19 protein-coding genes, 1 riboswitch and 1 other annotated feature are annotated in these 25116 nt (G+C 38.9%); of the genes, 2 read left to right on the top strand and 17 right to left on the bottom strand.

From position 1 onward, the window contains the following. Positions 1 to 134: 134 nt before the first annotated feature. Positions 135 to 313, bottom strand: a riboswitch (Lysine riboswitch). A gap of 39 nt (positions 314 to 352) precedes the next feature. The 14 genes from uvrC to zapA form a co-directional block, all read right to left on the bottom strand. Then, positions 353 to 2143, bottom strand: a complete 1791-nt coding sequence (uvrC, locus tag AC1RNS_RS25585; RefSeq protein ID WP_492996647.1) for an excinuclease ABC subunit UvrC — start codon at positions 2141 to 2143, stop codon at positions 353 to 355. Positions 2144 to 2328: 185 nt separating this feature from the next. Further along, positions 2329 to 2640: a thioredoxin gene (trxA, locus tag AC1RNS_RS25580; RefSeq protein WP_024363864.1), complete on the bottom strand. Its 312-nt coding sequence runs from the start codon at positions 2638 to 2640 to the stop codon at positions 2329 to 2331. Between the two features lie 142 nt (positions 2641 to 2782). Next, positions 2783 to 4132 carry an amino acid permease gene (locus tag AC1RNS_RS25575; protein WP_492996646.1) on the bottom strand — a complete coding sequence of 450 codons (1350 nt, stop codon included), beginning with the start codon at positions 4130 to 4132 and terminating at the stop codon, positions 2783 to 2785. 56 nt (positions 4133 to 4188) lie between these two features. Beyond that, positions 4189 to 4422 (bottom strand) — a binding site (T-box leader). A 130-nt stretch (positions 4423 to 4552) separates the two neighbouring features. Further along, positions 4553 to 5530, bottom strand: coding sequence for an electron transfer flavoprotein subunit alpha/FixB family protein (locus AC1RNS_RS25570; RefSeq protein WP_492996645.1), 978 nt, complete (start codon positions 5528 to 5530; stop codon positions 4553 to 4555). Between the two features lie 51 nt (positions 5531 to 5581). Continuing rightward, on the bottom strand, positions 5582 to 6355 hold the full coding sequence (locus AC1RNS_RS25565; RefSeq protein ID WP_492996644.1) for an electron transfer flavoprotein subunit beta/FixA family protein: 774 nt from the start codon (positions 6353 to 6355) through the stop codon (positions 5582 to 5584). Positions 6356 to 6472: 117 nt separating this feature from the next. Beyond that, positions 6473 to 7246, bottom strand: a complete 774-nt coding sequence (locus AC1RNS_RS25560; protein ID WP_492996643.1) for an enoyl-CoA hydratase — start codon at positions 7244 to 7246, stop codon at positions 6473 to 6475. A 14-nt stretch (positions 7247 to 7260) separates the two neighbouring features. After that, positions 7261 to 7842 carry a fatty acid metabolism transcriptional regulator FadR gene (gene fadR, locus AC1RNS_RS25555; protein WP_492996642.1) on the bottom strand — a complete coding sequence of 194 codons (582 nt, stop codon included), beginning with the start codon at positions 7840 to 7842 and terminating at the stop codon, positions 7261 to 7263. Positions 7843 to 8029: 187 nt separating this feature from the next. Further along, a complete protein-coding gene (locus AC1RNS_RS25550; RefSeq protein ID WP_492996641.1) occupies positions 8030 to 9721 on the bottom strand; it encodes an AMP-binding protein in 1692 nt (563 codons plus the stop codon). 1067 nt (positions 9722 to 10788) lie between these two features. Further along, positions 10789 to 11457 (bottom strand): nuclease-related domain-containing protein, encoded by a 669-nt coding sequence (locus tag AC1RNS_RS25545; protein WP_492996640.1) that lies wholly within the window; start codon positions 11455 to 11457, stop codon positions 10789 to 10791. A gap of 839 nt (positions 11458 to 12296) precedes the next feature. Next, entirely contained in the window at positions 12297 to 12710 is a 414-nt protein-coding gene (locus tag AC1RNS_RS25540; protein ID WP_010860124.1) for a DUF350 domain-containing protein, read from the bottom strand. A 21-nt stretch (positions 12711 to 12731) separates the two neighbouring features. Beyond that, positions 12732 to 15098: an endonuclease MutS2 gene (locus AC1RNS_RS25535; RefSeq protein ID WP_492996639.1), complete on the bottom strand. Its 2367-nt coding sequence runs from the start codon at positions 15096 to 15098 to the stop codon at positions 12732 to 12734. An 18-nt stretch (positions 15099 to 15116) separates the two neighbouring features. Next, positions 15117 to 16826, bottom strand: a complete 1710-nt coding sequence (gene polX / locus AC1RNS_RS25530) for a DNA polymerase/3'-5' exonuclease PolX (protein ID WP_492996638.1) — start codon at positions 16824 to 16826, stop codon at positions 15117 to 15119. Between the two features lie 59 nt (positions 16827 to 16885). Further along, on the bottom strand, positions 16886 to 17425 hold the full coding sequence (locus tag AC1RNS_RS25525; RefSeq protein WP_492996637.1) for a CvpA family protein: 540 nt from the start codon (positions 17423 to 17425) through the stop codon (positions 16886 to 16888). Between the two features lie 5 nt (positions 17426 to 17430). Next, the gene (gene zapA, locus AC1RNS_RS25520; RefSeq protein ID WP_286924560.1) at positions 17431 to 17691 is read right to left on the bottom strand and encodes a cell division protein ZapA; all 261 of its coding nucleotides are present in this window, start codon (positions 17689 to 17691) and stop codon (positions 17431 to 17433) included. A gap of 136 nt (positions 17692 to 17827) precedes the next feature. Between zapA and rnhC the strand changes: the two genes are divergently transcribed. Continuing rightward, positions 17828 to 18751, top strand: a complete 924-nt coding sequence (rnhC, locus tag AC1RNS_RS25515; RefSeq protein ID WP_492996636.1) for a ribonuclease HIII — start codon at positions 17828 to 17830, stop codon at positions 18749 to 18751. Positions 18752 to 19275: 524 nt separating this feature from the next. Here the strand turns inward: rnhC and pheT are convergent. The 3 genes from pheT to AC1RNS_RS25500 form a co-directional block, all read right to left on the bottom strand. Next, positions 19276 to 21693: a phenylalanine--tRNA ligase subunit beta gene (pheT, locus tag AC1RNS_RS25510; RefSeq protein WP_492996635.1), complete on the bottom strand. Its 2418-nt coding sequence runs from the start codon at positions 21691 to 21693 to the stop codon at positions 19276 to 19278. Between the two features lie 13 nt (positions 21694 to 21706). Continuing rightward, positions 21707 to 22744 (bottom strand): phenylalanine--tRNA ligase subunit alpha, encoded by a 1038-nt coding sequence (pheS, locus tag AC1RNS_RS25505; RefSeq protein ID WP_492996634.1) that lies wholly within the window; start codon positions 22742 to 22744, stop codon positions 21707 to 21709. 947 nt (positions 22745 to 23691) lie between these two features. Next, positions 23692 to 24456: a TrmH family RNA methyltransferase gene (locus AC1RNS_RS25500; protein WP_492996633.1), complete on the bottom strand. Its 765-nt coding sequence runs from the start codon at positions 24454 to 24456 to the stop codon at positions 23692 to 23694. A gap of 190 nt (positions 24457 to 24646) precedes the next feature. On the opposite strand from AC1RNS_RS25500, the gene AC1RNS_RS25495 reads away from it, so the two are divergent. Further along, the gene (locus AC1RNS_RS25495) at positions 24647 to 25060 is read left to right on the top strand and encodes a (deoxy)nucleoside triphosphate pyrophosphohydrolase (protein WP_492996632.1); all 414 of its coding nucleotides are present in this window, start codon (positions 24647 to 24649) and stop codon (positions 25058 to 25060) included. Positions 25061 to 25116 lie beyond the last annotated feature (56 nt).

The raw sequence follows: 25116 nt of genomic DNA, 5'->3' as shown, positions 1-25116 counted from the left end.
GGGTTTTTTCTTGTCCATAGCTAGAAGCTCTTTAGAACCCCTCGCATAGCAAGGGGTTTTCAAAAGATACAAAAAAAGCAACTTTCACATAACGTGAAAGCCGCCTTAACATGTACAATAAAAATAACTTGCGCATGTGTGATAGCTCTCCGAAACGTTTAGAATCGACAGTCTTACATTTCTTAAATGTAAAACCAGCACAGCATCGGAAACAACGATGCTCCACTTCGGCAAGCTCCCCTTTCATACATTTTCACAGGATTTGTTCATCCTCCAATGTACTACTTTTGAATCTTGCACCTCTATCATCACTTAAAATAGTGAGTGTATTTTATTAAACATTAGCATATGTCTAATCCTTTGACAATGTCTGTTGCTGAAAATAGGTATATATATGACTAGCAAGGTTAGCAGGCATCCCAGCTTCTTGTAATGCCAGTTCACTAGCTTCTCGAATTTTTTTTACAGAACCAAAGTGCTTTAATAATTGCTGTTTTCGCTTTGGACCGATGCCCTCAATTTGATCGAGAACAGACTGAATGGCATGCTTTTCATGCTGCTGACGTAGGAATGTAATGGCAAAGCGGTGTACTTCGTCCTGAATTCGTTGCAATAGATAGAACCCCTCACTTGTGCGCTTTAACGCAATGACTTCAGGTGGATCTCCAAATAAAAGCTGTGATGTATTATGCTTTTCATCCTTCGCTAAGCCAGCGATTGGAATGACCAGCCCAAGCTCATCTTCTAATACTTCTCGTGTAACTTCCATTTGTCCCTTCCCACCATCTATTAAAACTAAATCTGGTAGGGGTAATCCTTCCTTTAATACTCGTATGTAACGACGACGTATTACTTCCTGCATTGCCCCATAGTCATCGTGCTTTGCAGCTGTACGAGTTTTATACTTCCGATATTCTTTCTTTGCAGGCTTACCATCGATAAACACCACCATTGCAGATACAGCATCTGTTCCATGCATATGACTGTTATCAAAAGCCTCAATTCGTAGAGGTGTAGAAATTCCCATCGCTTCCCCCAGTGCCTCACATGCACCAATTGTTCGTTCTTCCTGACGTTCAATCAGCTGGAATTTAGCGGCTACTGCTATTTCCGCATTTTTTGTAGCGAGGTCAACAAGCTCTTTTTTTTGTCCGCGCTTTGGCGTCAATACCTTTACACCTAATAATTCTGTTAAAATCACAGCATCAATAGCCTGTGGGATAAAAATTTCCTTTGGCTTAATATGCTCTAGCTTTTCGTAGAATCGTCCAACAAATGTTAAAAATTCCTCCTCTGCTTCCTGATAAATCGGGAAAATAGAGACATCACGCTCAATCAGCTTACCTTGACGAACAAAGAATACTTGGACACACATCCAGCCTTTTTCTACTGCATAACCAAATACATCACGATTCGTCGTATCACTTGAGACAATTTTTTGCTTTTGCATAACTGTATCAATATGTGCAATCTGATCACGGAATTCTTTTGCACGTTCAAACTCTAAATTTTCAGCAGCGGCTAGCATTTTTACCTCTAGCTCCTTTTTGACTGCCTCCACACCACCATTTAAAAATTTGGTCATATCCTCAATCATATCCTGATAAATAGGAGCATCGATCTCCTTCACACAAGGTGCCATACATTGACCCATGTGATAATACAGACAAACCTTGGAAGGTAGTTGTACACATTTTCGAAGCGGATATAAGCGATCCAGCAGCTTTTTCGTTTCGCTTGCTGCATATGCATTAGGATAGGGTCCAAAATACTTTGCCTTATCCTTTTTCACTTTTCGTGTCGTGATGAGACGAGGATGTTTTTCATTCGTAATTTTTAAATACGGATACGTTTTATCGTCTGTCAACATAACATTGTACTTAGGATCATGGAGTTTTATTAGATTAAGCTCTAAAATCAACGCCTCAATATTAGAGGAGGTCACAATATAATCAAAATCTTCTATTTCACTTACAAGTCTTTGTGTTTTCCCCTCGTGTGTACCAGTAAAATACGAGCGTACTCGATTTTTTAGCACTTTTGCTTTTCCTACGTAAATAATAGTTCCTTGCCGATCCTTCATCAAATAGCAGCCAGGCTGATCGGGCAAAATATCAAGCTTTCGTTTTATTAAATCATTCATTGCAACCTGCCCTCCTTAAACATAGTGCCCGTCCGTTTTTATCTCAGAAAAAAAAACAGATAAAAAGCAAGATTAAAAATGTATCCCTTTATCTATTTTCGGAATAAGGTTCCCTACTAGCTTATTATATAACGAAAAAAAGCCAAGCACATCAAATGATGGCTCAGCTTTTCGTTTCTTACAAATTAAGCATGTTTTGCGATAAATGCTTCTAACGCTTCTTTAGGTTGGAAGCCAACAGTTTTGTCTACCAATTCACCATTTTTAAATAATAATAAAGATGGAATTGACATTATTTGGTATTGCGCTGCCGTACCTTGGTTGTTATCTACATCAACTTTTACAATTTTAGCTGCACTGCCAGCAGCATCCATTTCTTCAAGTACAGGTCCAATCATTTTACATGGTCCGCACCAAGCAGCCCAAAAGTCTACTAGCACTAACCCCTCTTTAATATCATCTTGGAAAGTTGCATCTGTTGCATGTACAATTGCCATTTGAAATCCTCCTTAAACTTACTATGCTTGTAGTATAGCATGGATAATTTCCCTTGAGCGAACAATCTGCCTGCAATGCATAATTTATGAAAAAACAAGTTGAAAAGAGTCGAAACAGCAAGAAATCACTATAATATTAGACTTAATTTGTATGATAACGACCTTTATAAACGTATGTTAACGTAATGAAGATATATATAGCTAATGTAATACCTGTTACAATTATTGAAGTTGTAAAAATAATACCAACCAAGATGGCACTTAACGCAATAATAGCAATCCACGTTGTGTAGGGGAACCATTTAACTACATAGGCACTTGTTTTTTCTGATTGTTTTTTACGTGATTTCAGATGCGCAATCGCAATGATTAACCAAATAAATAACACTGTATATCCAAGAGAACCCATTAGAAACTCAAAAGTCTTGCTTCCAGCATATAGAGAAATAATTACACCAACATATAAAGCTAACGTGCACATTAAAATCGCATACACTGGAACTTTTCTTTTCGATAAATGAGCAAAGATTTTTGGAACACGCCCGTCTACAGCCTGCGTATATAACACACGAGATGAGCCATAAAGCCCTGAATTCATTGAGGAAATAATCGCCAGTAAAACAACAGCGTTCATAATATGATCTGCACCTGGAATCCCAATCATTTTAAAAACCATCACAAAAGGACTTTCTGGCACACCATTTACTTCATTCCAAGGAATTAAGCTTACGATAATAAAGAATGGTAGTAAATAGAACGTCACAATACGGACTAATGTACTGCGTACAGCTTTTGGCACTACCTTTTCAGGATTCTTTGTTTCCGCTAATGTAATGCCAATAATTTCAGTGCCACCATATGAATAGATTACCACAAGCATCGCAGCAATTAATCCTATTGATCCGTTAGGGAAAAAGCCTCCATGCTCTGTTAAATTCGAAAAACCAACAGCTGTATGCTGCCCAAACGAAACAAGTAATAAAATTAAGCCTGCGATAATGAACACAACGATTACACAAATTTTAACTAAGGCTAACCAATATTCTGTTTCAGCAAATACTTTCACTGATAATAAATTAATCGCTGTAACTAAAACTGATACAGACAATGCTAGAATCCAAATTGGGTAATCCGGTAACCAATATTGAATAAAAATGGCCGCAACTACAGATTCTGCCGCAATATTTAAAACCCACATTTTCCAATAGATCCAATCTAAGAAATAAGCTGGGTACTTTCCTAATATCGATTGAACTAAATCTCTAAACGTTCTGGCTTCGCTATTTCGAACTGCCATTTCCGCTAAACCTTGCATAACAAATAAAAGAATAATACCACCTAATAAATAGGCGATAAGCACTGATGGTCCTGCCATATCAATGGCTGCACTACTTCCTTTAAATAATCCTGCACCAATGGCACCACCTAAAGCCATCATCGTAATATGTCGTGAGGACATTGTGCGTTTTAATGTCTGGTTGTCTTTTTCCATGTTCTTTCCTCCTAAAATAAAAAAACATATCGTCTATCCTTTCACCGTTAAATGAAAGAAGAGACGATATGCCATAAGCAAACCGCGGTACCACTCTAATTGATTCGATACGAACCCTACTTTAAAACCTTGTAACGAAGGTTAATCGTCAAACAAATAGAATAATCTGTCAATTCCATTTGTTTTACCACTCCTAGGCAAGTTCAAAGTCTTATTGGACTGCGTTGCACCACCCCGCAGCTCTCTCTACCAAATAATGGGCTTCTACTACTCCTAATCTTTGCGTTTCAAAACATTTTAATGATTATCCATCACTATAAGGGCTATTAATCATTATGTCAATATTTTATTTTGCGATAATTCTCAAAATAAAACATTATACAAAAAAACAGGGAGAATAAATTCCCCCTGTATCATTTACTATGCATTTACTTTTAATGCCTTGAATTCTTCAATTAGAAGAGGCACTACTTCGAATAAATCTCCTACGATACCATAATCTGCCACTTTGAAAATATTAGCCTCTGGATCTTTATTAATCGCAACGATAACTTTAGAATTTGACATACCTGCTAAGTGCTGGATTGCGCCAGAAATACCTGCAGCAATGTAAAGATCAGGTGTTACAACCTTGCCTGTTTGACCAATTTGAAGTGAATAATCACAGTATTCAGCATCACATGCACCACGTGACGCACCTACTGCACCACCAAGTAAATCTGCTAGCTGTTTTAATGGTTCAAAGCCTTCTTCTGATTTAACACCACGTCCACCTGCTACAACTACTTTTGCTTCTGAAAGATCAACACCTTCTGAAGATTTACGGACAACCTCTTTAATGATTGTGCGAAGGTTTGTAATATCTACCGTAATGGAAGATACGTCTCCTGATTTGCCTTCTACTTTTTCTAAAGGTGCAATATTATTTGGACGAATAGAAGTTAAAATAACACCGTCTTTTACTTTTATTTTTTCGAAAGCTTTACCAGAGTAAATTGGACGGATAAATACGATATCATCGCCAGCACCTTCAATTGAAGTGACATCAGATACTAGACCTGCCTGTAACTTACTTGCAATCTTCGGTGATAAATCTTTGCCATTAGCCGTATGACCAAATACAATTCCAGCTGGGTTTTCCTGCTCGATAACTGCTAATAACGCTTGACCATATCCATCAGATGTATATTGTTTTAAATGTGGATGCTCAACTGTTACAACACGGTCAGCCCCATATTCAAATAAAGAACCTGTTAAATCTGCTACAGCGTCCCCTAAAAGTACGCCAACAACCTCGCCTCCATCAGCGATTTGTTTTGCAGCTGCAATTGCTTCGAAAGAAACATTACGTAAGCTTCCTTCACGAATTTCACCTAATACTAATACTTTTTTTGACATAGTATATTCCCTCCGTTACCCTTTAAGATTCGATTGACATCATCAAATTTTTTAAACTACTTTTGCTTCTGTGTGAAGTAGATTTACCAGTTCTTTTACTTGTGCAGAAAGATCGCCTTCAAGAACACGTCCTGCTGCCTTTTGCGCTGGTAAGAAGATGTCTACAGTTTCAATCTTCACTTCTACATCATCTTCATCGATATCTAAATCATCTAATTCAAGTTCTGCAAGCGGTTTCTTCTTCGCTTTCATGATACCTGGTAAAGATGGGTAACGGGGCTCATTTAAACCTTGCTGAGCTGTTACTAATAGCGGTAAAGAGGACTCGATAACCTCTGAATCACCTTCGATATCGCGTACAATTTTCGCAGATGTTCCATCGATTTCAAGCTTTGTAATTGTTGTTACATAGTTAATGCCTAGTAAATCTGCAACACGTGGTCCTACTTGTCCTGAGCCACCATCTATCGCTACATTTCCTGTTAAAATCAAGTCAGCATCTTTATCTTTTAAATACTCTGCTAAGATAAAAGCAGCTGCATTTTGATCTAATTCATCTAAATCGTCTTCAGTGTTAATAAGTACCGCTTCGTCCGCTCCCATTGCAAGAGCTGTACGTAATTGCTTTTCTGCATCTTCGGCACCAATTGTTACTACTGTTACTTTACCGCCAGCAGCATCGCGAACTTGGATTGCCTCTTCAATGGCATATTCATCGTAAGGATTGATGATGAATTCAGCACCATCTTCTTGAATTTTACCACCAGACACAACGATTTTTTCTTCCGTGTCAAACGTACGTTTAATTAATGCAAAAATGTTCATATATCCATACCTCCTGGAACGTTTTTTAATTCTAAGTAAACTTATAAATATTATATATTTTCAGTTTGGATAACGTCGATAATACATTTGACAAGTGCTATCGACACTAATGGAAAATTATTTACCAGTAAACACAGGCTCTCGTTTTTCAATAAATGCTTGAATTCCTTCTTTAGCATCTTCTGTTATAAATACGGTACCGAACGATTCTGCCTCTGCTTCTATACCTTGGTAGAATGAAGCATGTTTCGCAAATTGCAAAGTTTGAATAGCTGCCTTTAAGGCGATTGGGCTCTTCTTCGCAATTTTCTTAGCAGTCTTTAACGTTTCCTCAAGCAATACTTCATCTGTATAAGCTCGATTCGCTAAACCCCATTGTACAGCTTCTGTCCCTGAAATTGGTTCACTTGTAAACAGCATTTCTGCAGCTTTTGCAACGCCAACATAACGTGGTAATCGTTGTGTGCCACCAAAGCCAGGAATTAAGCCTAATTGTAATTCAGGCAGTCCTAATTTTGCAGATTCTGTTACAAAGCGCAGATGACAGCTCATCGCAAGCTCCAGACCACCGCCAAGTGCAGCGCCGTGGATTGCAGCAATAACAGGTTTGGAGAATGATTCAACACGTTCAAATACTTGTTGACCATTGCTCGCCAGCTTTGTAAATTCTTCGCCAGATTCAACTTCTGTAAATTCCTTTATGTCTGCACCTGCTGAGAAGAAACGGCCTTCACCGTGAAGTACAAGGACACGTACTGTGTCATCGTTTTCTACAGCATCTAGTACTGCGTTGACTTCGGTAATGATTCCGCGAGATAATGCGTTTGCTGGTGGTCGTGCAATTGTAATAATTGCTACTCCATCTTCAACTTTCCAACTTAGAAATTCCATTTCTCCACATCCTTTTAAGCTTTAATGCCGTTCAGAATTAATTCCTGAACCTTTGGAACCTGTTCTATCAAATCATATCGATAGTCATTCATGACCCACGACGTAATGGTTTCATCAATTGTTCCAAATACCATTTGACGTGCCAAGCGTACATCCATCGTCTGATTGAACTCACCTGAAAGCATACCTTCGATTAAAATTTGATCAAGTAATTGTAAGTACTCTCTTAACACTGAATTAATTTTTAATCGTAAATCCTTATTCGATTGTCGTAGTTCTAATTGTGTGACGGTTGCTAGGTATCGATCTGTCGCTAGAACATTAAAATGATTTTCTATCATTCGTGAAAGTTTGTCTTTGGACGTACTTCCATTTTCTATTATATCTTGTAATGACTCAACAAAAACAGCCATTTTTTCATTAAAGACAGAAATTAAGATATCTTCTTTATTTTTAAAATATAAATAGATTGTTCCATCAGCCACCCCAGCCTGTTTAGCGATTTTCGATACTTGCGCTTGGTGATACCCATTCTCTGCTATAACGATGACAGCTGCATCAATAATTTGCTTATATTTCGGCTTATCTCGTTTCACTTATATATCACCACCTAAAAAAACTTACAGACGTCTACATACATGTTTTGACATGATGTAATCCTTATTTGGTAAATAGTAAGGATGTGACATGTTAATTTAAAAAAATATGAAAATATGAATGGTCATTCATTCATATTTTCATATTATATTTTACAACTTTGCTTGTCAATACTTTATGACGTATTTATTTTGCTTCTTTATTCGCTAATTTTGTTTTTTCTTCATCCACTAATGAGCGACGCAAAATTTTCCCAACAGCTGTTTTCGGAAGCTCCTCTCTAAATTCATAATAGCGTGGAACTTTGAATGCGGCTAGATGTTGGCGGCAATATTTATTTAATTCGTCTTCTGTTATCGAATATCCTTCTTTTAATACAATATAAGCTTTAACTGTTTCTCCGCGGTACGGATCTGGGATACCTGCAACGACACATTCTTGAATTTCCTCTCGCTCATATAATACTTCTTCCACCTCACGAGGATATATATTAAAACCACCTGCAATAATTAAATCTTTTTTACGATCCACTACATAGAAAAAGCCTTCTTCATCCATATACCCCAAATCCCCAGTTAAAAACCAGCCATCTGCAAACGTTGCTGCCGTATCTTCTGGTCGATTCCAATAGCCCTTCATCACCTGTGGACCTTTTACAGCAATCTCTCCAACCTCTCCAACTGGAAGCACATCTGTATCTCCTGTACGTAAAATAACCGCATCCGTGTTAGGCCAAGGTAAACCAATTGAGCCAATTTTACGTTTACCCCAAATAGGTGTTGAATGTGTTACAGGAGAAGTTTCTGTTAATCCATAACCTTCTACAAGCTTTCCGCCTGTGACTGCCTCAAATTTTTCTTGCACCTCAACTGGGAGTGATGCAGAGCCGCTTAAACAGGCTTTAATGGATGACAAATCATATTTTGTAATATCTGGATGATTTAAAAGACCAATATATAATGTTGGGGCGCCTGGAAATAGTGTCGGTTTTTGCTTATCAATGGTTTTTAATGCCGTTTCTGCATCGAACTTTGGTAATAGCACCATTTTGTTTTGCGTAAAAACAGATAATAGCATGACAGTGGTCATACCATAGACATGGAAGAACGGTAAAATGCCCATAATAGTTTCTTCCCCATGCACACATTTATACATCCATGCGTCACACATTGTTGTATTGGCAATTAAGTTTTTATGAGTCAGCATTACGCCTTTAGGATAGCCAGTTGTACCTCCTGTATATTGGAGCAAGGCAATGTCCTCCTCAAAATCAAAAGGAATATCCAGTATCTTGATTGGCGAAGAGCGCATAATTTCAGTAAATAGATGGTTTTGACCGCTATGTTCTACCTTCACACTAAAACCGTATTGCTTTTTTTGAATAAAAGGATAAACTATATTTTTTGGAAATGGTAAGTAATCTTTTATAGCTGTAACAATCACATTTTCAAGTGCCGTTTCCTTCATGATCTTCATGACACGTGGATATAAAATATCCATCACTAATATAACCTTTGCCCCTGAATCAGCCATTTGATATTGTAGCTCACGTTCAGTATAAAGTGGATTTGTTTGTACAACAACAGCCCCAGCATACATGGCACCGTAGTAAGCAATTACACTTGGTGGCGAATTTGGTAGCATTATTGCCACACGATCTCCCTTTTCTACACCAAGGGCCTGTAAATAGTTTGCAAATCTAAGCGCAGACTCATATAACTCTGTGTACGTCAAATCCTTCCCCATAAAATGAATTGCCACTTTGGATGGATTCTTTTTATAGGCACGTGTCAAAAACTCTTGCACCGGAATTTCCTCAAACGTTAAAGACGATGGTACTTCTTCAGGATAATTTGCTAGCCATGGTTTTGTTGTCATACGTCCTCTCCCCTTTGTCCCAAACTTTGTAAATTCTTATATTAATTATAATGAAAAAGAAATACAGTTTCAAACACAAAATAGAAAATAAATGCATTTTCGATTAATTATTATGCATTTCACAACATTTATATGACTGTGTTATATAGGGTTTTATATTGCAAGACCTTATGAATACTCATTCATTCTTTGTTTTTTTATGCAAACAAGTGAAGTAATATTTCTATATCTCAAAAATAAATTGTGAGGGGCCATTTTTTGAAAGACGAAAGATTATTGATAGATTTTAGTAGAATTTTGTGCACGAGTGATTTTGAGAGAATTTTTTTGATGGTGAAATTTTTGATTTTGTCGAAGATTGTATGGTAAGCGACACTGCCTGAGAGTGGGGTAGAATGCGAAATCAACTGAGCAGTTTTTGGTGCTACCCGAGCGATTTATCTCCTTACCTAAGCAAGTTTTCGTGCCTCCTGAGCGACTTCTTTCTTTGCCTGAGCAAATCTCGGTGCTACACGAGCGACTTCTTTCCTTTCTTGAGCAAATCTCGTGCTACCCGAGCGACTTCTTTCCTTGCCTGAGCAAATCTCGTGCTACCCGAGCGACTACTCTCCTTGCCTGAGCAAATCTCGGTGCTACCCGAGCGACTTCTTTCCTTGCCTGAGCAAATCTCGTGCTACCCGAGCGACTTCTTTCCTTGCCTGAGCAAATCTCGGTGCTACCTGAGCGATTTCTCTCCTTTCTTGAGCAGTCTCGAATAAATTTTCACATCCCTTAAGCAAGCTCTTTTAATCGTCCTTTAAATAATAAAATGTCTTATTGTTACATCCTTCCTTTTTCTTAGAAAATTCCTGTAGCATCCTTTTGGTAAGATGTCGATTTGATAATGCTAAAAAATTGCGTGCGGTTTGTGTATTAATTTTCTCATCAATCAGTAAACAAAAATCCTGCAATGCTTGATGATGAGCAAATTTGTCATACATTTTACAAATAGGGCAAAACCAACTATGCTTTTGTCGGATTACTTTTGATTGATTACAATGTCTGCAAAATATACCCTGTTGAAGAACTTAGGGATCAATATTGTAGTAGGTGCATAGTGGGGAAGTTTGAAAAGCACGATGATGCTTTAATAAGAGATTAGCTATTTGAGAATTTGGAATCGATCGTTTGAATTTATTTTCATTTAAATGTTGCCTAAGGAAGTAGGACAATTCACGCCTCATTAAAACTGGAAACTTTCCTTTTTCATAATAAATTTCAGCATTATTAAAAGGAAAAATTATAATCCCTGTCACTTCTATTTGCACCTTAAGTTGTTTAAATAAAGAGTTTAATCCAAAAATATATTCTTCGAGTTGAATTTCTGGGTGATTAAAAATATGTTTGTCACCCTTTTCTAATATACGGACCATTTGTCTTGGATGATGCTTCAATTCAATCCTCCCACGAATATTTTTACTTTCAATAACAATTACATCATAAGGAGTAATAACTACAACATCAAGCTGAATAGGAACAGGCTCAAACAAAGTAATATTATGCAAAACATAGATTTCCAGTGTCTGTGATAGCTTTTGCAATTCACTTATTATACATTGTTCTCCAAAATCGCCTGCTTCTAATTGCTGTAACTCTTGCGATACTTTTAAATGCAGTGGATGATTTGAATCCAACCGATGAACCAATGCACGTAATCCTGGTATCATTGGTGCTTGTTCAAATGGTTTTAATATCATGAAATTCTCCTTTCTTTTTGCCTAGACTATAGCAAGTTTTATCACCTTTGCAAATAGCTTTTTTTAAATTAAAAATTTAATCACCTTAAGTTTGAGTAAAAGATTAATATTAAGATAATCTGTGGATATTTGACTCAATACAGTTGATTTGATTTTTGGCTTGAGTGGTTCTCAACCTTACCCGAGCGATTTCATACTCTATCTGAGCGGTTCTCAACCTTACCCGAGCGGCTTCACTCTCTACCTGAGCGATTCTTGTCCTTGCCTGAGCGATTTCATACTCTACCTGAGCCGTTCTCAACCTTACCTGAGCAGCTTCACCCTCTACCTGAGCGATTTCACTCTCTACCTGAGCCGTTCTCGACCTTACCCGAGCGATTTCATACTCTACCCGAGTGGTTCTCAACCTTACCCGAGCGGCTTCACTCTCTACCTGAGCGATTCCTGACCTTACCTGAGCGGTTTCACTCTCTACCTGAGCGATTCTTGTCCTTGCCTGAGCGTTTTCATACACTACCTGAGCAGCTTCACCCTCTACCTGAGCGGTTCTCGACCTTACCTGAGCAGCTTCACTCTCTACCTGAGATTCTTTGAGCGATTTCACTCTCTACCTGAGCGGTTCTCAACCTTACCCGAGCAGCTTCACTCTCTATCTGAGCGATTTCACTCTCAAGACTGAGCAATTCTTTTCGCCTCTCTTAGACATAACAAAAACGCATCCTCACAATCAGGATGCGTTTTCTTGTTTAAAGGGTCATCATATAGTAGACACCGACTGCCAAAAATGCGATGCAGACAACGATTAGTATTTTTGCTAATTTTTCCATGTCATTACACTCCTATGCAATACTTGCCCCAATCACAAAAGATAGACCTACTGAAATGGTGAAGGAAATAAAGCCAACAGAGCGATTATCATTCGCAATTTCTTGATCTACATTAAAACGTGGAGTCATAAATTCAAATAAAAAATATGCCACAATCAGCAATGTAAAGCCAAAAAGACCCCAGCCAATCATTTCACTCAAAGTGCTATGTCGAGCAATGGAGTAACGGAAAATATTGCAAATCCCTAAAATTTTCCCTCCAGTTGCGAGTGCTACAGCAACATTGCCGTTTTTTATTTCTTCCCAATTTTTATATTTCGTAACGACTTCGAACAATGCCATCGAGACGACTAAACATAACACAACAACACTAAAGTATCCTGCCGTTTCGATAATCGGATATCGCCAAAAGCTAGAATTCAGCATTTTCTCCGTCCCCTTTACTGCTTATTTCAATTCCACAACCGTGACACCAAAGCCTCCCTCACCGGCTTCACCAAAACGGAAGGATTTTACACGCTTATGCTTTTTCAAATAGTTTTGAATCCCCTGACGCAGTGCACCTGTACCAACACCATGAATAATCGATACACGCCCATAATTGGCTAATAAGGCATCATCAATATACTTTTCTGTACGTAAAATAGCATCCTCAAAACGTTCACCACGTAAATCCAATTCTAATTTTACATGGCTATTGCGATTTTTAACTCCTGCAATACGTTGCACAGGCTCTTTTTCTGGCTTGATGTATTCTAGGTCACTATCCGAAATTTTCATTTTCAAAATGCCCATTTGCACAATCCATTCGGAATCGGACACTTTTTCCAGTAAAGTACCCCGTTGACCATAGCTTAACACCTTTACCTCGTCTTCGACAACTAGGTTTTGAGCGCGTGCCTTGACTTGTGCTGCTTTCTTTAGAACTTTATTATTATCGAGAGGTGTCGCCTCTTCCAAACGTTTACGAGCTTCTATAAGCTCATGCTCCTTCACGACCTGATCCGCATTTTTACGCATTTCACGCAATTCAGCTATGATTGATTCAGCTTCTCTCTTCGCCTCATCGACAATTTTACGAGCCTTTTCCTTTGCTTTTTTGTCAAGTGCCTCTTTACGCTCCTCATAAGCTTGTAGTTTTTCCTGCAGCTCTTTACGTAAGGATTCGGATTCCATCAGTAATTCATGAGATCGCTCTGCATCATCCTCAGATTGGCGACGTGTCTCCTCAAGTGAAGCAATCATTGACTCCACTTCATGACGGTCTGTACCTGTAAAGCCTTTCGCTCTATCTATTATTGACTCTGGTAGGCCAAGGCGACTTGAAATTTCAAATGCATTGGAGCGACCAGGAACACCGATAAGCAGACGATATGTTGGACTCAACGTTTCAATATCAAACTCCACACTTGCATTGGCAACGCCAGGACGATTATAACCATAAGCTTTTAGTTCTGGGTAGTGAGTCGTTGCCATTACACGAGCTCCTCGTCCATGTACTTCATCCAAAATAGAAATAGCAAGAGCTGCTCCCTCCTGAGGATCTGTTCCAGCTCCTAGTTCATCGAAGAGCACAAGTGACTCATGATCAAACTTTTGTAAAATGTCTACAATATTAACCATATGAGAGGAGAATGTTGATAGTGATTGCTCAATGGATTGTTCATCACCAATATCTGCAAATAGCTGCTTGAAGACCGCTAATTCTGAGCCATCAAGAGCAGGTACTGGTAAACCAGCCTGTGCCATCAATGTACATAATCCAACCGTTTTTAATGTTACTGTTTTACCACCAGTGTTTGGTCCTGTAATAACAATTGCCGTAATGTCTTTACCGAATTCAATATCATTGGCAACTGCTGTGTCAATCGGTAAAAGTGGATGACGTGCACGTACTAAGCGAATATAGCCATCGTTATTCATTTTTGGCATTGTGCATTTATTTGCTTGCCCATATTTCCCCTTTGCTAAAATAACATCTATTTCACCAAGTACTTTTACTAAGTTAAATAAATCAGGGGCTACTTCCTCTACCATAGCACTTAAAGCAAGTAAAATGCGTTCAATTTCAGCTTGCTCCTTCATTTTGAGTCGATGAATTTCATTATTTGCCTGCACAACCGAATCTGGCTCGATGAATAATGTTTGACCAGAAGATGATTGATCATGCACAATCCCACCATAGTGATGACGATACTCCTGTTTAACAGGAATAACAAAGCGATCATTACGAATCGTTACGAGTGCATCTGATAGCATTTTTGCGGCATTACTCCCACGAATAAGGCTCTCTAGCTTCGAGCGTACCTTAGCCTCCTCAGCTCGTAAGGACTGGCGTATGGAACGCAAAGTTTGGCTTGCTGAATCTAGCACTGAACCGTTGTCATCAATGCAATTGTTAATTTCATGCTGCAAGCCAGTTAAAACAGGCATTGCTTCCTTTTTAGTAATGAAATGAGGAATCTCAATCACTGCTTCTGATTCAATATCCTCAATGAAATTGCGAAGAATTCTGCTAGCTCGAATCGTACTTGAAACTTCCATCAATTCCATTGCTGAAAGCATACCACCGATTTGTGCACGTCTTGCAGCTGGGCGTACATCAAAAATCCCCCCCATTGGTACATTGCCTTTTACACGTAAAATGGAAAGCCCTTCATCCATTTCCTCTAATAATTGCACAACTTTTTCATAGTCTGTCTGTGGTACAAGCTCATCAATAGCTGTTTTTCCAATTGATGAAGTACAATATACAGCCACTTGCTGACGTACTTTATCATATTCTAGTGTTTTCAATGCGCGTTCTGCAATCACTGAGAACACCTCCTCAACCTATTTATTTCGTCGAATAAACGCCTCAAATTGTTCCTGCGTCCATGTATTCACAATCATATCTTTTTTCAACCATGCTCTATTTGCATAACGTACTCCAATATCCATAAAACGCAAATGAGCAATATCGTGGGCGTCTGTATTAATGGCTACAGGCACACCAGCTGCCATGGCCATTTCTAAATGCTCTACACATAAATCAAGACGATATGGATTGGCATTTAACTCTAAAATTTTACCATATTCCTTCGCCCAAGCAATTAATTGCTCCATATCAGGATTATAACCCTGACGATCTTCAATAATGCGACCTGTAGGATGCGCAATCATATGCACATACGGATTTTGCATCGCTGTTAGTAAACGTGTCATTATTTTTTCCTGGGACTGTGTAAAGCTAGAGTGGATAGATGCAATTACAAAATCTAACTCTTTTAATACTTCATCGTCAAAATCAAGAGACCCATCTGGCAAAATATCCATTTCTGTCCCTGCATATAAATGAAATTCCGAATGTGCTTTATTAAATGCATCTATTTCAGCACGCTGCTTTACTAAACGCTCAGGCGTTAAACCATTTGCTACTTTTAAAAATTGCGAATGATCTGTAATAACGCTATATAGATAGCCTCGTGAGATTAAAGCCTCGCCCATTTCTGCCACAGAATAGGCTCCATCTGACCAAGTCGTATGCATATGCAAATCTGCCTTGATATCCTCTAGTTTTACTAAGGTTTGAATATCACCTGTTTTGTCAAACTCTGTTGTACCTGTACGTAGGCTTGGAGGGATAAACGGTAAATCAAAATGGGCAAAAAATGCTGCTTCATCTGTAAAGGTCAATACGGTGCCTTCTGCCTGCTCAACGCCATATTCACTTATCTTCTCACCACGTGCTTTAGCAATTTGACGCATACGAACATTATGATCTTTTGAGCCTGTAAAATGATGTAAGGCTGTTGCATATTCTGCATCCTTTACTAAACGGAAATCCACACTTACTGGCTCGTCTAAATCTAATATGACAGAAATTTTTGTATCACCAGCTGCTACCACTTCTTGTATAGAAAGCTCATGCAACAGTTGTTCACGAACAGCCTCAACTGCCTCAGTCACAACGATAAAATCAATATCCTTACTTGTTTCTGCAGCTCGACGGAAGCTTCCAGCAACTGAAAAACGTTCTACTTCCTTCATACTACCTAGAAGTGCTTCTATTTGTAAAACAACAGGCTCTAACTGCCAAATTGGTAAACGCTCTGAACGATTTGCTAAATTAGCAAGCTCCTTTAATATTTTTTCTTCCGTTTTCGCCGCAAAGCCAGCCAGTTCACGAACTTTACATGCCTCACATGCAGCCTTTAGACTTTCTGCCGAATCAATTCCTAACTCCTGATGAAGCTTGGCTATTTTTTTACCACCTAATCCAGGTAATTTTAATAATGGTAGCAAGCCCTTAGGAACAATTTCCTCTAATTCTTTTAAAAGACTGGACTGTCCAGTTGTTAATAAATCCTCAATGACAGCAGCAGTTCCTTTACCAATTCCTTTTAGCTTCGTTACATCCTCCATCTCACTTAATGAGCGTTCATCCCCTTCAAGGGCCGCAGCCGCTTTTCGAAAGGCTGATACTTTAAATGGATTTTCCCCCTGTAATTCCATATATAATGCGATTTTTTCAAGTGTGCGAATAATTGTTTTTTTGTTCAACAGAAGTTCCTCCTATCGTAAAAACACTTCTCTCACAGCCGAGAGAAGTGCAAAGTTTACTATTGCATATAAATATACCACCAGTTTTGGAACATCTTTGTAATAATCGGTGTATGCTCCAAAATAAGACCACTTAACAGTGACTTCGACATTAACCCTTGAATAAAATCAACTGGCAATAAGGCAAGAATGTATAGCAAAATAAACATAATTAAATAGTTTTCAATCATGCCAAACAATGCTCCTAGCCAACGATTTAATGTGTTTAACACTGGTAAATACGCTATAAAATCAAAAATCGACGCAATAATTTGCAAGGAAATTTTCACAGCGAAGAAAATAACAGCGAAGGCAATGACACGATAAAATGTGCTGTCTAAATCCAGACTATCTATGACTACGCCAAGACTACCTGAATCCGTTACACCAGGATACGGAATCCAAAACACAAATTTTTGTGCTAATGGCTTATAATAAATATACGCAACAATGAGGGCAACTATAAAGCTGGCGATATGCATCATCTGAACGATGAAACCTCGTTTTGCACCAGTAATAATTCCAGCTAATAGCACCGCCAATATGATTAAATCTAGCATTCACTTCAACCCTTTAATTTTTTCAATTCTTCTTCTAGTCGCTCCATCTGCTCTTTTAATAGTAAATAATCGTGAACAGTATTTACTGCTGTTAGAACAGCAAGTTTTGTGCTATCAAGTGAGGGGTTATGTAAATTCATTTCGCGCATACGGTCATCAACAATTGAAGCGACAAGTCGCATATGTCCAATGGATTCAGAGCCGACCATTTTATAAGTGTGACCATATATTTCCACGGAAATTTTATTCTTTTCTTGATTTTCCATAGTCGCACCCTCCTTTTTTAAATCTTTATGTTCACGATTTTATTAGTTGTGAACAGCATTACACAAAAAAGCTATTTATTATCATACCATGAAAGGTATAAAATTGTGAACAATGAGGACAGAAAGGGTCGATTAAATGTCAAATATTGTGCTATTAATATCAACAAATATACAAAAAGAGGTGATGAGCTTCTATGCAAGCCATTATGTCGAGCGAAAGGCACCTGGTATTATCTTTGCTGCAAAGCTTCCAGATACAGCAATCACCATGTATAAATCAGGTAAATTAATGTTTCAAGGTGGAGGAGCTGAACGGGAAGCTGCTCGCTGGGGCAGTAGCATCCCTACCCCACCAAAAGCTTCAGCCATTGGTGCAAAGGGAGATGTTTTGCCGGATGGCTTTGCTACAATGTCAGTACTTGGCTCAGATGAAACTGGCACTGGCGATTACTTCGGACCGATAACCGTAGCAGCTGTTTATGTCCCCTCAACAAAAATTGAGCTTGTAAATGAGCTTGGGGTAAAGGATTCAAAAATGCTAACAGATGACTATATGCGTAAAATAGCACCAGATTTACGTGCAGCCTGTGTCCATAGCGTGTTGGTGCTGCGGAATGAGAAATACAATGATTTACAGGCAAAGGGCTATTCACAGGGAAAAATGAAGGCAATGATGCACAATAAAGCACTTAAAAACACTCTAGTAAAAATGGCACCAGATAAACCACAGCATATTTTAATTGATCAGTTTGCTGAACGAGGTGTGTATTATAATTACTTAAAGAATGAGCGAGAAATCGTTCGAGAGAATGTACTTTTTTCAACAAAAGCTGAGCAATTGCATGTTTCAGTCGCAACGGCCTCCATATTAGCTCGTGCGGCTTTCTTAAAGGAAATGGATCGGCTAAGTAAGCTTGCTGGAATGGAATTATTAAAGGGAGCTTCTGCAAAAGTAGATGCTTTAGCAGCACGTATATGGCGAGGTCAGGGTGAGGATTTTCTACGCTCCATTACGAAATGGCATTTTGCCAATACCGAAAAAGCAAGAAAAATGATTTAAAGGAAGTAGTTTGAGCGACTCGATTTCACGACTAATCGGGTCGTTCAAATTATGGAGTGCTTTGTTTGAGCGGACAGAGAATCATTTATGACACTTTATTGATATATTTGATATTTTCTTTGCTTAGTCAAGTCTATTTTACTGTAGCTCATCAATAAAATTTATGTAACAGAAAAATGTTGGGCTTTCATATTAGTAATATAATGATGAATGAGCCGATTTATCTGTGTGATGACATTCTAGGCATCTCCACTTGATAGATAATCATTGTATTTGTCCTAGCTGGCAATTTATATAGATTACACCATTTTTAATAGCCCTATTTTATCCAAATTATGGAGAGAGGGAGTATCTCTATGATTTAAGATCTGTACTAACAAAGCACTTATTCATATTGATTTTTCGAGCGAAGCAACCTCCTTTTTGATCAACTTCTCAACGCCTTCAAGCAGAGCACCCACTTTCGTTAAATTACCCCCCAAATAAAAAAAGACTGCCCCGCAAGACAGTCTTCCTAAATAATATTAACGTACTTCTGTACCTTCAATTGTTGCAATAGCTTTTAGTACCTTATTATGTGCAGATACAACTTCTTCATCTGTTAAAGTACGCTCTGGATCAAGGTAAGTGAGTGAGAATGCAACAGATTTTTTACCTGGCTCCATTTTTTCACCTTCGTAAACATCAAATACACGGATGTCTTTCAATAATTTTACGCCAGCTGAGCGGATAACTGTGATGACCTCCCCTGCAGTTGTAGTGCGATTCATGATTAGAGCGATATCACGAGACATTGCTGGGAAACGAGGCACTGATGTGTAGGCAAGTGGTTCCTCTTGTGTAGTGGCATTTAATAATGCTACTAAATTCATTTCCATAACATATGTGTCTTTAACCCCCCACGCTTTTTGCTCTGCAGGATGTAAACCGCCAATAATGCCAACTTGCTCACCATCTAAAAGAATGCTAGCCGTACGACCTGGATGTAAGCCATCGACTTGTGCTTCCACAAATGAAAGGCGCTCCTCTAAACCTATCTTACCAATAACCCCCTCAACAATACCTTTTAAGACAAAGAAGTCAACTGCTTTTTTCTCACCTTGCCAAGCATGATCTAGCCATTTTCCTGTTAAAACCGCTGCCACATGCTCCTCCTCAGATGGCTGCCCTTCTTCTAATTGACCAAGGAACACAGAACCAACTTCATAAAGTGCAACACTCTCAGCTTGACGAGCTACATTATAAGCAGCTGCTTCAATTAAATGAGGAATTAGGCTCTGACGTAATGTTGAACGTTCTTCACTCATAGGCATTAGTAAGCGAGTAACTGGCTCAGCCTTTAATGCGAAACGCTGTGACAATGCCTCAGATGTTAATGAATAAGTTACAGCCTGGTAAAGTCCTGCTCCCTCCATAAAATTTCGAACTACACGACGATTTGCTTGATATGGTGTTAAACTACCTACTTGAGTAGCACCCTCTGGTAATGTCATTGGAATTTCATCATAACCAAATAAACGAGCAATTTCCTCAACAATATCCTCTTCAATTTTAATATCCTGACGACGAGTTGGTGCATCAATTATTAACAAGCCGTTCGCTGCCTCTACACCGAATTTCAGACGTTCTAAAATAGAAAGCATATCTTCTAAAGAAATTTTCATTCCTAATCGCTCATTAATAAAGTCTGGCGATACAACAACACGAGCTGGTGTTTTATCCAGTTCATCCACAAGGCATGTGCCTTCTAACACTTCTCCACCAGCAAGTTCAGCTAATAATGCTGCCGCTCGTTCTGCTGCTGGTAAAACGCGGTTAGGGTCTACGCCCTTTTCGAAACGAGCAGAAGCATCTGAGCGCAAGCCGAGACGACGTGAAGTTTGGCGTACAGTTAAGCCATCGAAATAAGCAGATTCAATAACAACTGTTGTAGTAGACTCTGTTACCTCAGAATTTGCGCCTCCCATTACACCTGCGATAGCTACTGGCTCTTTACCATTAGTAATCACTAAATCAGTCGCTTTTAATGTACGCTCTTGGTCATCTAAAGTTGTAATTTGTTCACCCTCTGTCGCTTTACGTACAACGATTTCACCTGTTGCAAGGCTATCGTAATCAAAGGCATGAAGCGGTTGACCGTATTCCATTAAGATATAGTTCGTTACATCAACAACATTATTGTGCGGACGTACACCCGCAGCCATTAAACGATTTTGTAGCCACATTGGTGATTCTGCGATTTTTACATTTTTCACAACTTTAGCTACGTACATTGGGTTTGCTTGTAAATCTTCTACTCGAAGCTTTAATTTGTCTTCCGCTTTTTCAGTAGATGTGTTGTAGGCGATTTCTGGATACTTTACTTCTTCCGAAAGAATTGCACCAACTTCGTATGCTACACCCAGCATTGACAGTGCATCTGAACGATTTGGTGTTAAACCGAGCTCTAGTACTGTGTCTCGTAAACCTAAAATAGCAAGGACATCTGAACCAATTTCAGCATCAGCAGGAAGTACATAAATTCCTTCAGAATATGCTTTAGGAACAAGCTTCCCTTCGATTCCTAGCTCTTGTAATGAACAAATCATACCATTTGATTCATGTCCACGTAGTTTCGCTTTTTTAATTTTAATGCCGCCTGGTAAATGTGCACCTGGGCGAGCCACAATAACCTTTTGTCCCGCATCAACGTTTGGCGCACCACAAATAATTTGTTGTGGCTCAGCTTCACCAACATCCACTTGGCAAATATTTAATTTATCCGCTTCAGGGTGTTTTTCTTTTGAAACGACATAGCCCACTACAACTTTATCCATTCCGTTAGCGCGATCAATTACCGCATCTACCTCAATTCCAGAGCGCGTAATTTTTTCCGCTAACTGCTCAGGCACTAAATCCTGTGTATTTACATAATCTTTTAACCATTCTAATGAAACTAACATTTTTTAATCCCCCTTACGCCTCTGTTCGCTCGAATTGTGATAAGAAACGTGTGTCACTTGTATAGAAATGACGAATATCGTCGACACCATATTTCAACATTGCGATACGTTCTGCACCGATACCAAATGCAAAGCCTGAAACTTTCTTCGGATCATAGCCAGCCATTTCAAGCACATTTGGATGTACCATACCAGCACCTAAAATTTCAATCCAGCCTGTACGTTTACAAACGTTACAGCCTGAACCACCACATTTAAAGCAAGAGATATCCATTTCAACAGATGGCTCTGTAAATGGGAAGAAGCTTGGACGTAAGCGAATTTCGCGATCAGCACCAAACATTTTTTTTGCTAAAGTATCTAAAGTACCTTTAAGGTCACTCATGCGAATATTTTCGCCAATCACTAACCCTTCGATTTGCATGAATTGGTGTGAGTGTGTAGCATCATCATTATCACGACGGAATACTTTTCCTGGACAAATAATGCGAATGGTTTCGCCTTTTTTCTCTTCCATTGTGCGAGCCTGCACTGGAGATGTATGTGTACGTAATAATATTTCCTCGGAAATATAGAACGAATCCTGCATATCACGAGCAGGATGGCCCTTTGGTAAGTTCAGTGCTTCAAAGTTATAATAATCCTTCTCCACTTCAGGACCTTCTGCGATTTCATAGCCCATTCCAATAAATAAATCTTCAATTTCTTCAATAACACGTGTCAAAGGATGGCGATTTCCTACTTTAATTTCTCGGCCTGGTAAAGTGACATCAATCGACTCACTTGCTAATTTTTCAGCAATAGCTGCTTCCTCTAGCACAGTTGCCTTTTCTTCTAAAACAGCTGTTACCTTTTCACGAACTGTATTCACTAAGGCACCCATTTTAGGGCGTTCCTCTGCTGATAATTTCCCCATGCCCTTTAATAAATCTGTGATAGGTCCTTTTTTTCCTAGGTATGCTACACGCACATCATTTAATTCTTTTAAATTTGCTGCTGCTTCAATTTTAGCAAGTGCTTCTTGCTCTAACTGCTTTAATTGCTCTTCCATGTGAATATCCTCCTTGTTCAAATCAATTTCGTCTTGGCGTCATTGCAGCTATCGCTATAGGTAATCAATTCGTCCAGATTTTGAATTGTGCCCATGCCTGTAGATAATGTTTCACTTCCGCTACGAAATAAATGCCAGCTTTTTAATGGCATAAAAAAACTCGCCCTTAAAAAAGGGACGAGGACATATTCGCGGTACCACCCTAGTTATTGCAGGGCAAACGCCAAGCAATCACTTCATTGACATAACGACTAGATTAAAGCCGGCATACCTTTACAGCATTTTGCTGGTCCCGGTAGCTGCTCGCAGGATGAATTCAAAATTGCATTGGTTCGGCGCTGGCTCTCAATCTTCGGCCCTCGCTCCCTGTCGTCCATTCACAATCTTTACTACTTCCTGGTCAAAACATTTTCATATTCAAGTTTACAATCAATATCAATTATGCCTGGGCATAATTGCGTCCGGAATCGGCTTTGTGCTTAGGCCTGCGTGATGCAGGTCAGTTAGCCGTTATCGCATGGATGCGATGATTTTAGGCTAACATCCTTTAAGAACTCCTTTTCGATTCCGTGACATCTGCCGGAGGCTTTGGGCCAACATGATGTTGGTCACTCAGTCATTGCCACAGGATGTGGCGTTCTTAGTCTGAGTTCCTCTATTTCAGCAGGTGTTTTGATACCCTCTGAAAAGTAACTTAAATTCGCATTCATCTCACTACCTATAGAGGTGGGAGATTTCAGCTGAAATAAGTTAAAAGTGATTATACAATACTATACTCATGCAAATCAAGGGGCATCTCCCCATTATTAAGGATATTAATGATTCGAAAGTAGTCAGAACCCTTTATTATGACAATGCATCCGCCGATTTCAGCAATCTAACCTTCACTTCTGCTGTCTATCCATCTCTTCGATAGTTCGATCCGTTATTTTGATACTTCTATCCGTTTATTTAGCAAAACCATATAATACAATACCTGTTGCTACTGCTACATTTAATGATTCAGCTTGTCCAAAAATAGGAATCATAATATTTTGATCAGTCATAGCAAGCAATTGTGGATGGATTCCGCTGCCTTCATTGCCCATCATGATGGCAAACGCACCTGTATGCTGGATATCGTTATAGACTACCGCATCTTCATCTAAAGCCGTTCCAAACACAGGTACACCATTTTCTTGTAGGTGCTCTATCCAGTCCTCCAAATCGCCACGAAGCACTGGAATATGAAAATGTGAGCCCTGTGCAGAACGAAGTGTTTTAGGATTATATATATCTGCACTGCCTTTGCCTAGTATAACTGCATCCAAGCCCGCAGCATCAGCTGTACGAATCATCGTTCCTATATTTCCAGGATCTTGTACAGCATCAATCAGCAATACCTTCCGCCATGAAGCCATTACATCTTCCACTAGTAAAGGCTGCTTACAAACTGCAAATACACCTTGTGAGGTTTCCGTTTCAGCAAATTCCTTCGCAACTGCCGCAGTTACTTCAATGCTGGCAATATCGTCAATCGGCCAAAGCATTGGTAAATCTACACCTTCACGCACAATAAGTTGCAATACTCGCTCCTTATTTTTTAATGCTTCCTCTACTAAATGGAACCCTTCTACGATAAATTCTCCAGAACGTTCACGCTCTTTACGTGTCGTCGCTAGCTTTTTCCAGTATTTCACTAATGCATTTTGCGTAGATTCAATTCTTTTCATCGTACCTCGTACCGCCCTTTTCCTATTTACTGATTATTATTATACAGTAGAAAATAACAATTTACATAGTCGTGGAAAAACTGTTTAAGTAAAGATAGCTTTTATTTTTTAGTAACAAAATTATAAAACTACATGTTATAATCTACATTATTTCGTATACTGACTATAAAAAACTTTTAGGATGAATAAAATGAAAAAACATATACACGTAGTGGGTGCAATTATAGAAAATGACAAGGATGAAATCTTTTGTGCATTACGAAATCCTCAAATGGTACTCGCTAACTATTGGGAATTTCCTGGCGGTAAAATAGAAGCAGGGGAATCGTCAAAGCAGGCATTAGCTCGTGAAATATTAGAGGAATTTAATTGTTCTATAGAGGTGAACGAAAAAGTAGAAGATACCACTTATGAATATCATAAATTCACTGTGCGCTTAGAGACATTTAAAGCCTCGATAATTAGCGGAGAACCGATTGCTTTAGAACATACTGAAATCAGATGGGTAGCTCGACACCAGCTTTTAGATTTAAGTTTCGCTCCAGCAGACATCCCATCCATAAAAAAATTACTGGCAGAAAAACAATCGAGTAGGAGGGAGTGATTAACTCCCGACCTCTCACACCACCGTACGTACGGTTCCGTATACGGCGGTTCAAT

The sequence above is a fragment of the Lysinibacillus sp. GW821-FHT14F06 genome (genome assembly GCF_058803665.1).
This window is presented reverse-complemented; position numbering and strand designations above follow the sequence as displayed.

Excerpts from the sequence above, each read along its gene's own strand:
- uvrC (WP_492996647.1), bottom strand. The coding sequence starts at position 2,143 with ATGAATGATTTAATAAAACGAAAGCTTGATATTTTGCCCGATCAGCCT.
- trxA (WP_024363864.1), bottom strand. The coding sequence starts at position 2,640 with ATGGCAATTGTACATGCAACAGATGCAACTTTCCAAGATGATATTAAA.
- AC1RNS_RS25575 (WP_492996646.1), bottom strand. The coding sequence starts at position 4,132 with ATGGAAAAAGACAACCAGACATTAAAACGCACAATGTCCTCACGACAT.
- AC1RNS_RS25570 (WP_492996645.1), bottom strand. The coding sequence starts at position 5,530 with ATGTCAAAAAAAGTATTAGTATTAGGTGAAATTCGTGAAGGAAGCTTA.
- AC1RNS_RS25565 (WP_492996644.1), bottom strand. The coding sequence starts at position 6,355 with ATGAACATTTTTGCATTAATTAAACGTACGTTTGACACGGAAGAAAAA.
- AC1RNS_RS25560 (WP_492996643.1), bottom strand. The coding sequence starts at position 7,246 with ATGGAATTTCTAAGTTGGAAAGTTGAAGATGGAGTAGCAATTATTACA.
- AC1RNS_RS25550 (WP_492996641.1), bottom strand. The coding sequence starts at position 9,721 with ATGACAACAAAACCATGGCTAGCAAATTATCCTGAAGAAGTACCATCG.
- AC1RNS_RS25545 (WP_492996640.1), bottom strand. The coding sequence starts at position 11,457 with ATGATATTAAAACCATTTGAACAAGCACCAATGATACCAGGATTACGT.
- AC1RNS_RS25540 (WP_010860124.1), bottom strand. The coding sequence starts at position 12,710 with ATGCTGAATTCTAGCTTTTGGCGATATCCGATTATCGAAACGGCAGGA.
- AC1RNS_RS25525 (WP_492996637.1), bottom strand. The coding sequence starts at position 17,425 with ATGCTAGATTTAATCATATTGGCGGTGCTATTAGCTGGAATTATTACT.
- zapA (WP_286924560.1), bottom strand. The coding sequence starts at position 17,691 with ATGGAAAATCAAGAAAAGAATAAAATTTCCGTGGAAATATATGGTCAC.
- rnhC (WP_492996636.1), top strand. The coding sequence starts at position 17,828 with ATGTCAAATATTGTGCTATTAATATCAACAAATATACAAAAAGAGGTG.
- pheT (WP_492996635.1), bottom strand. The coding sequence starts at position 21,693 with ATGTTAGTTTCATTAGAATGGTTAAAAGATTATGTAAATACACAGGAT.
- pheS (WP_492996634.1), bottom strand. The coding sequence starts at position 22,744 with ATGGAAGAGCAATTAAAGCAGTTAGAGCAAGAAGCACTTGCTAAAATT.
- AC1RNS_RS25500 (WP_492996633.1), bottom strand. The coding sequence starts at position 24,456 with ATGAAAAGAATTGAATCTACGCAAAATGCATTAGTGAAATACTGGAAA.
- AC1RNS_RS25495 (WP_492996632.1), top strand. The coding sequence starts at position 24,647 with ATGAAAAAACATATACACGTAGTGGGTGCAATTATAGAAAATGACAAG.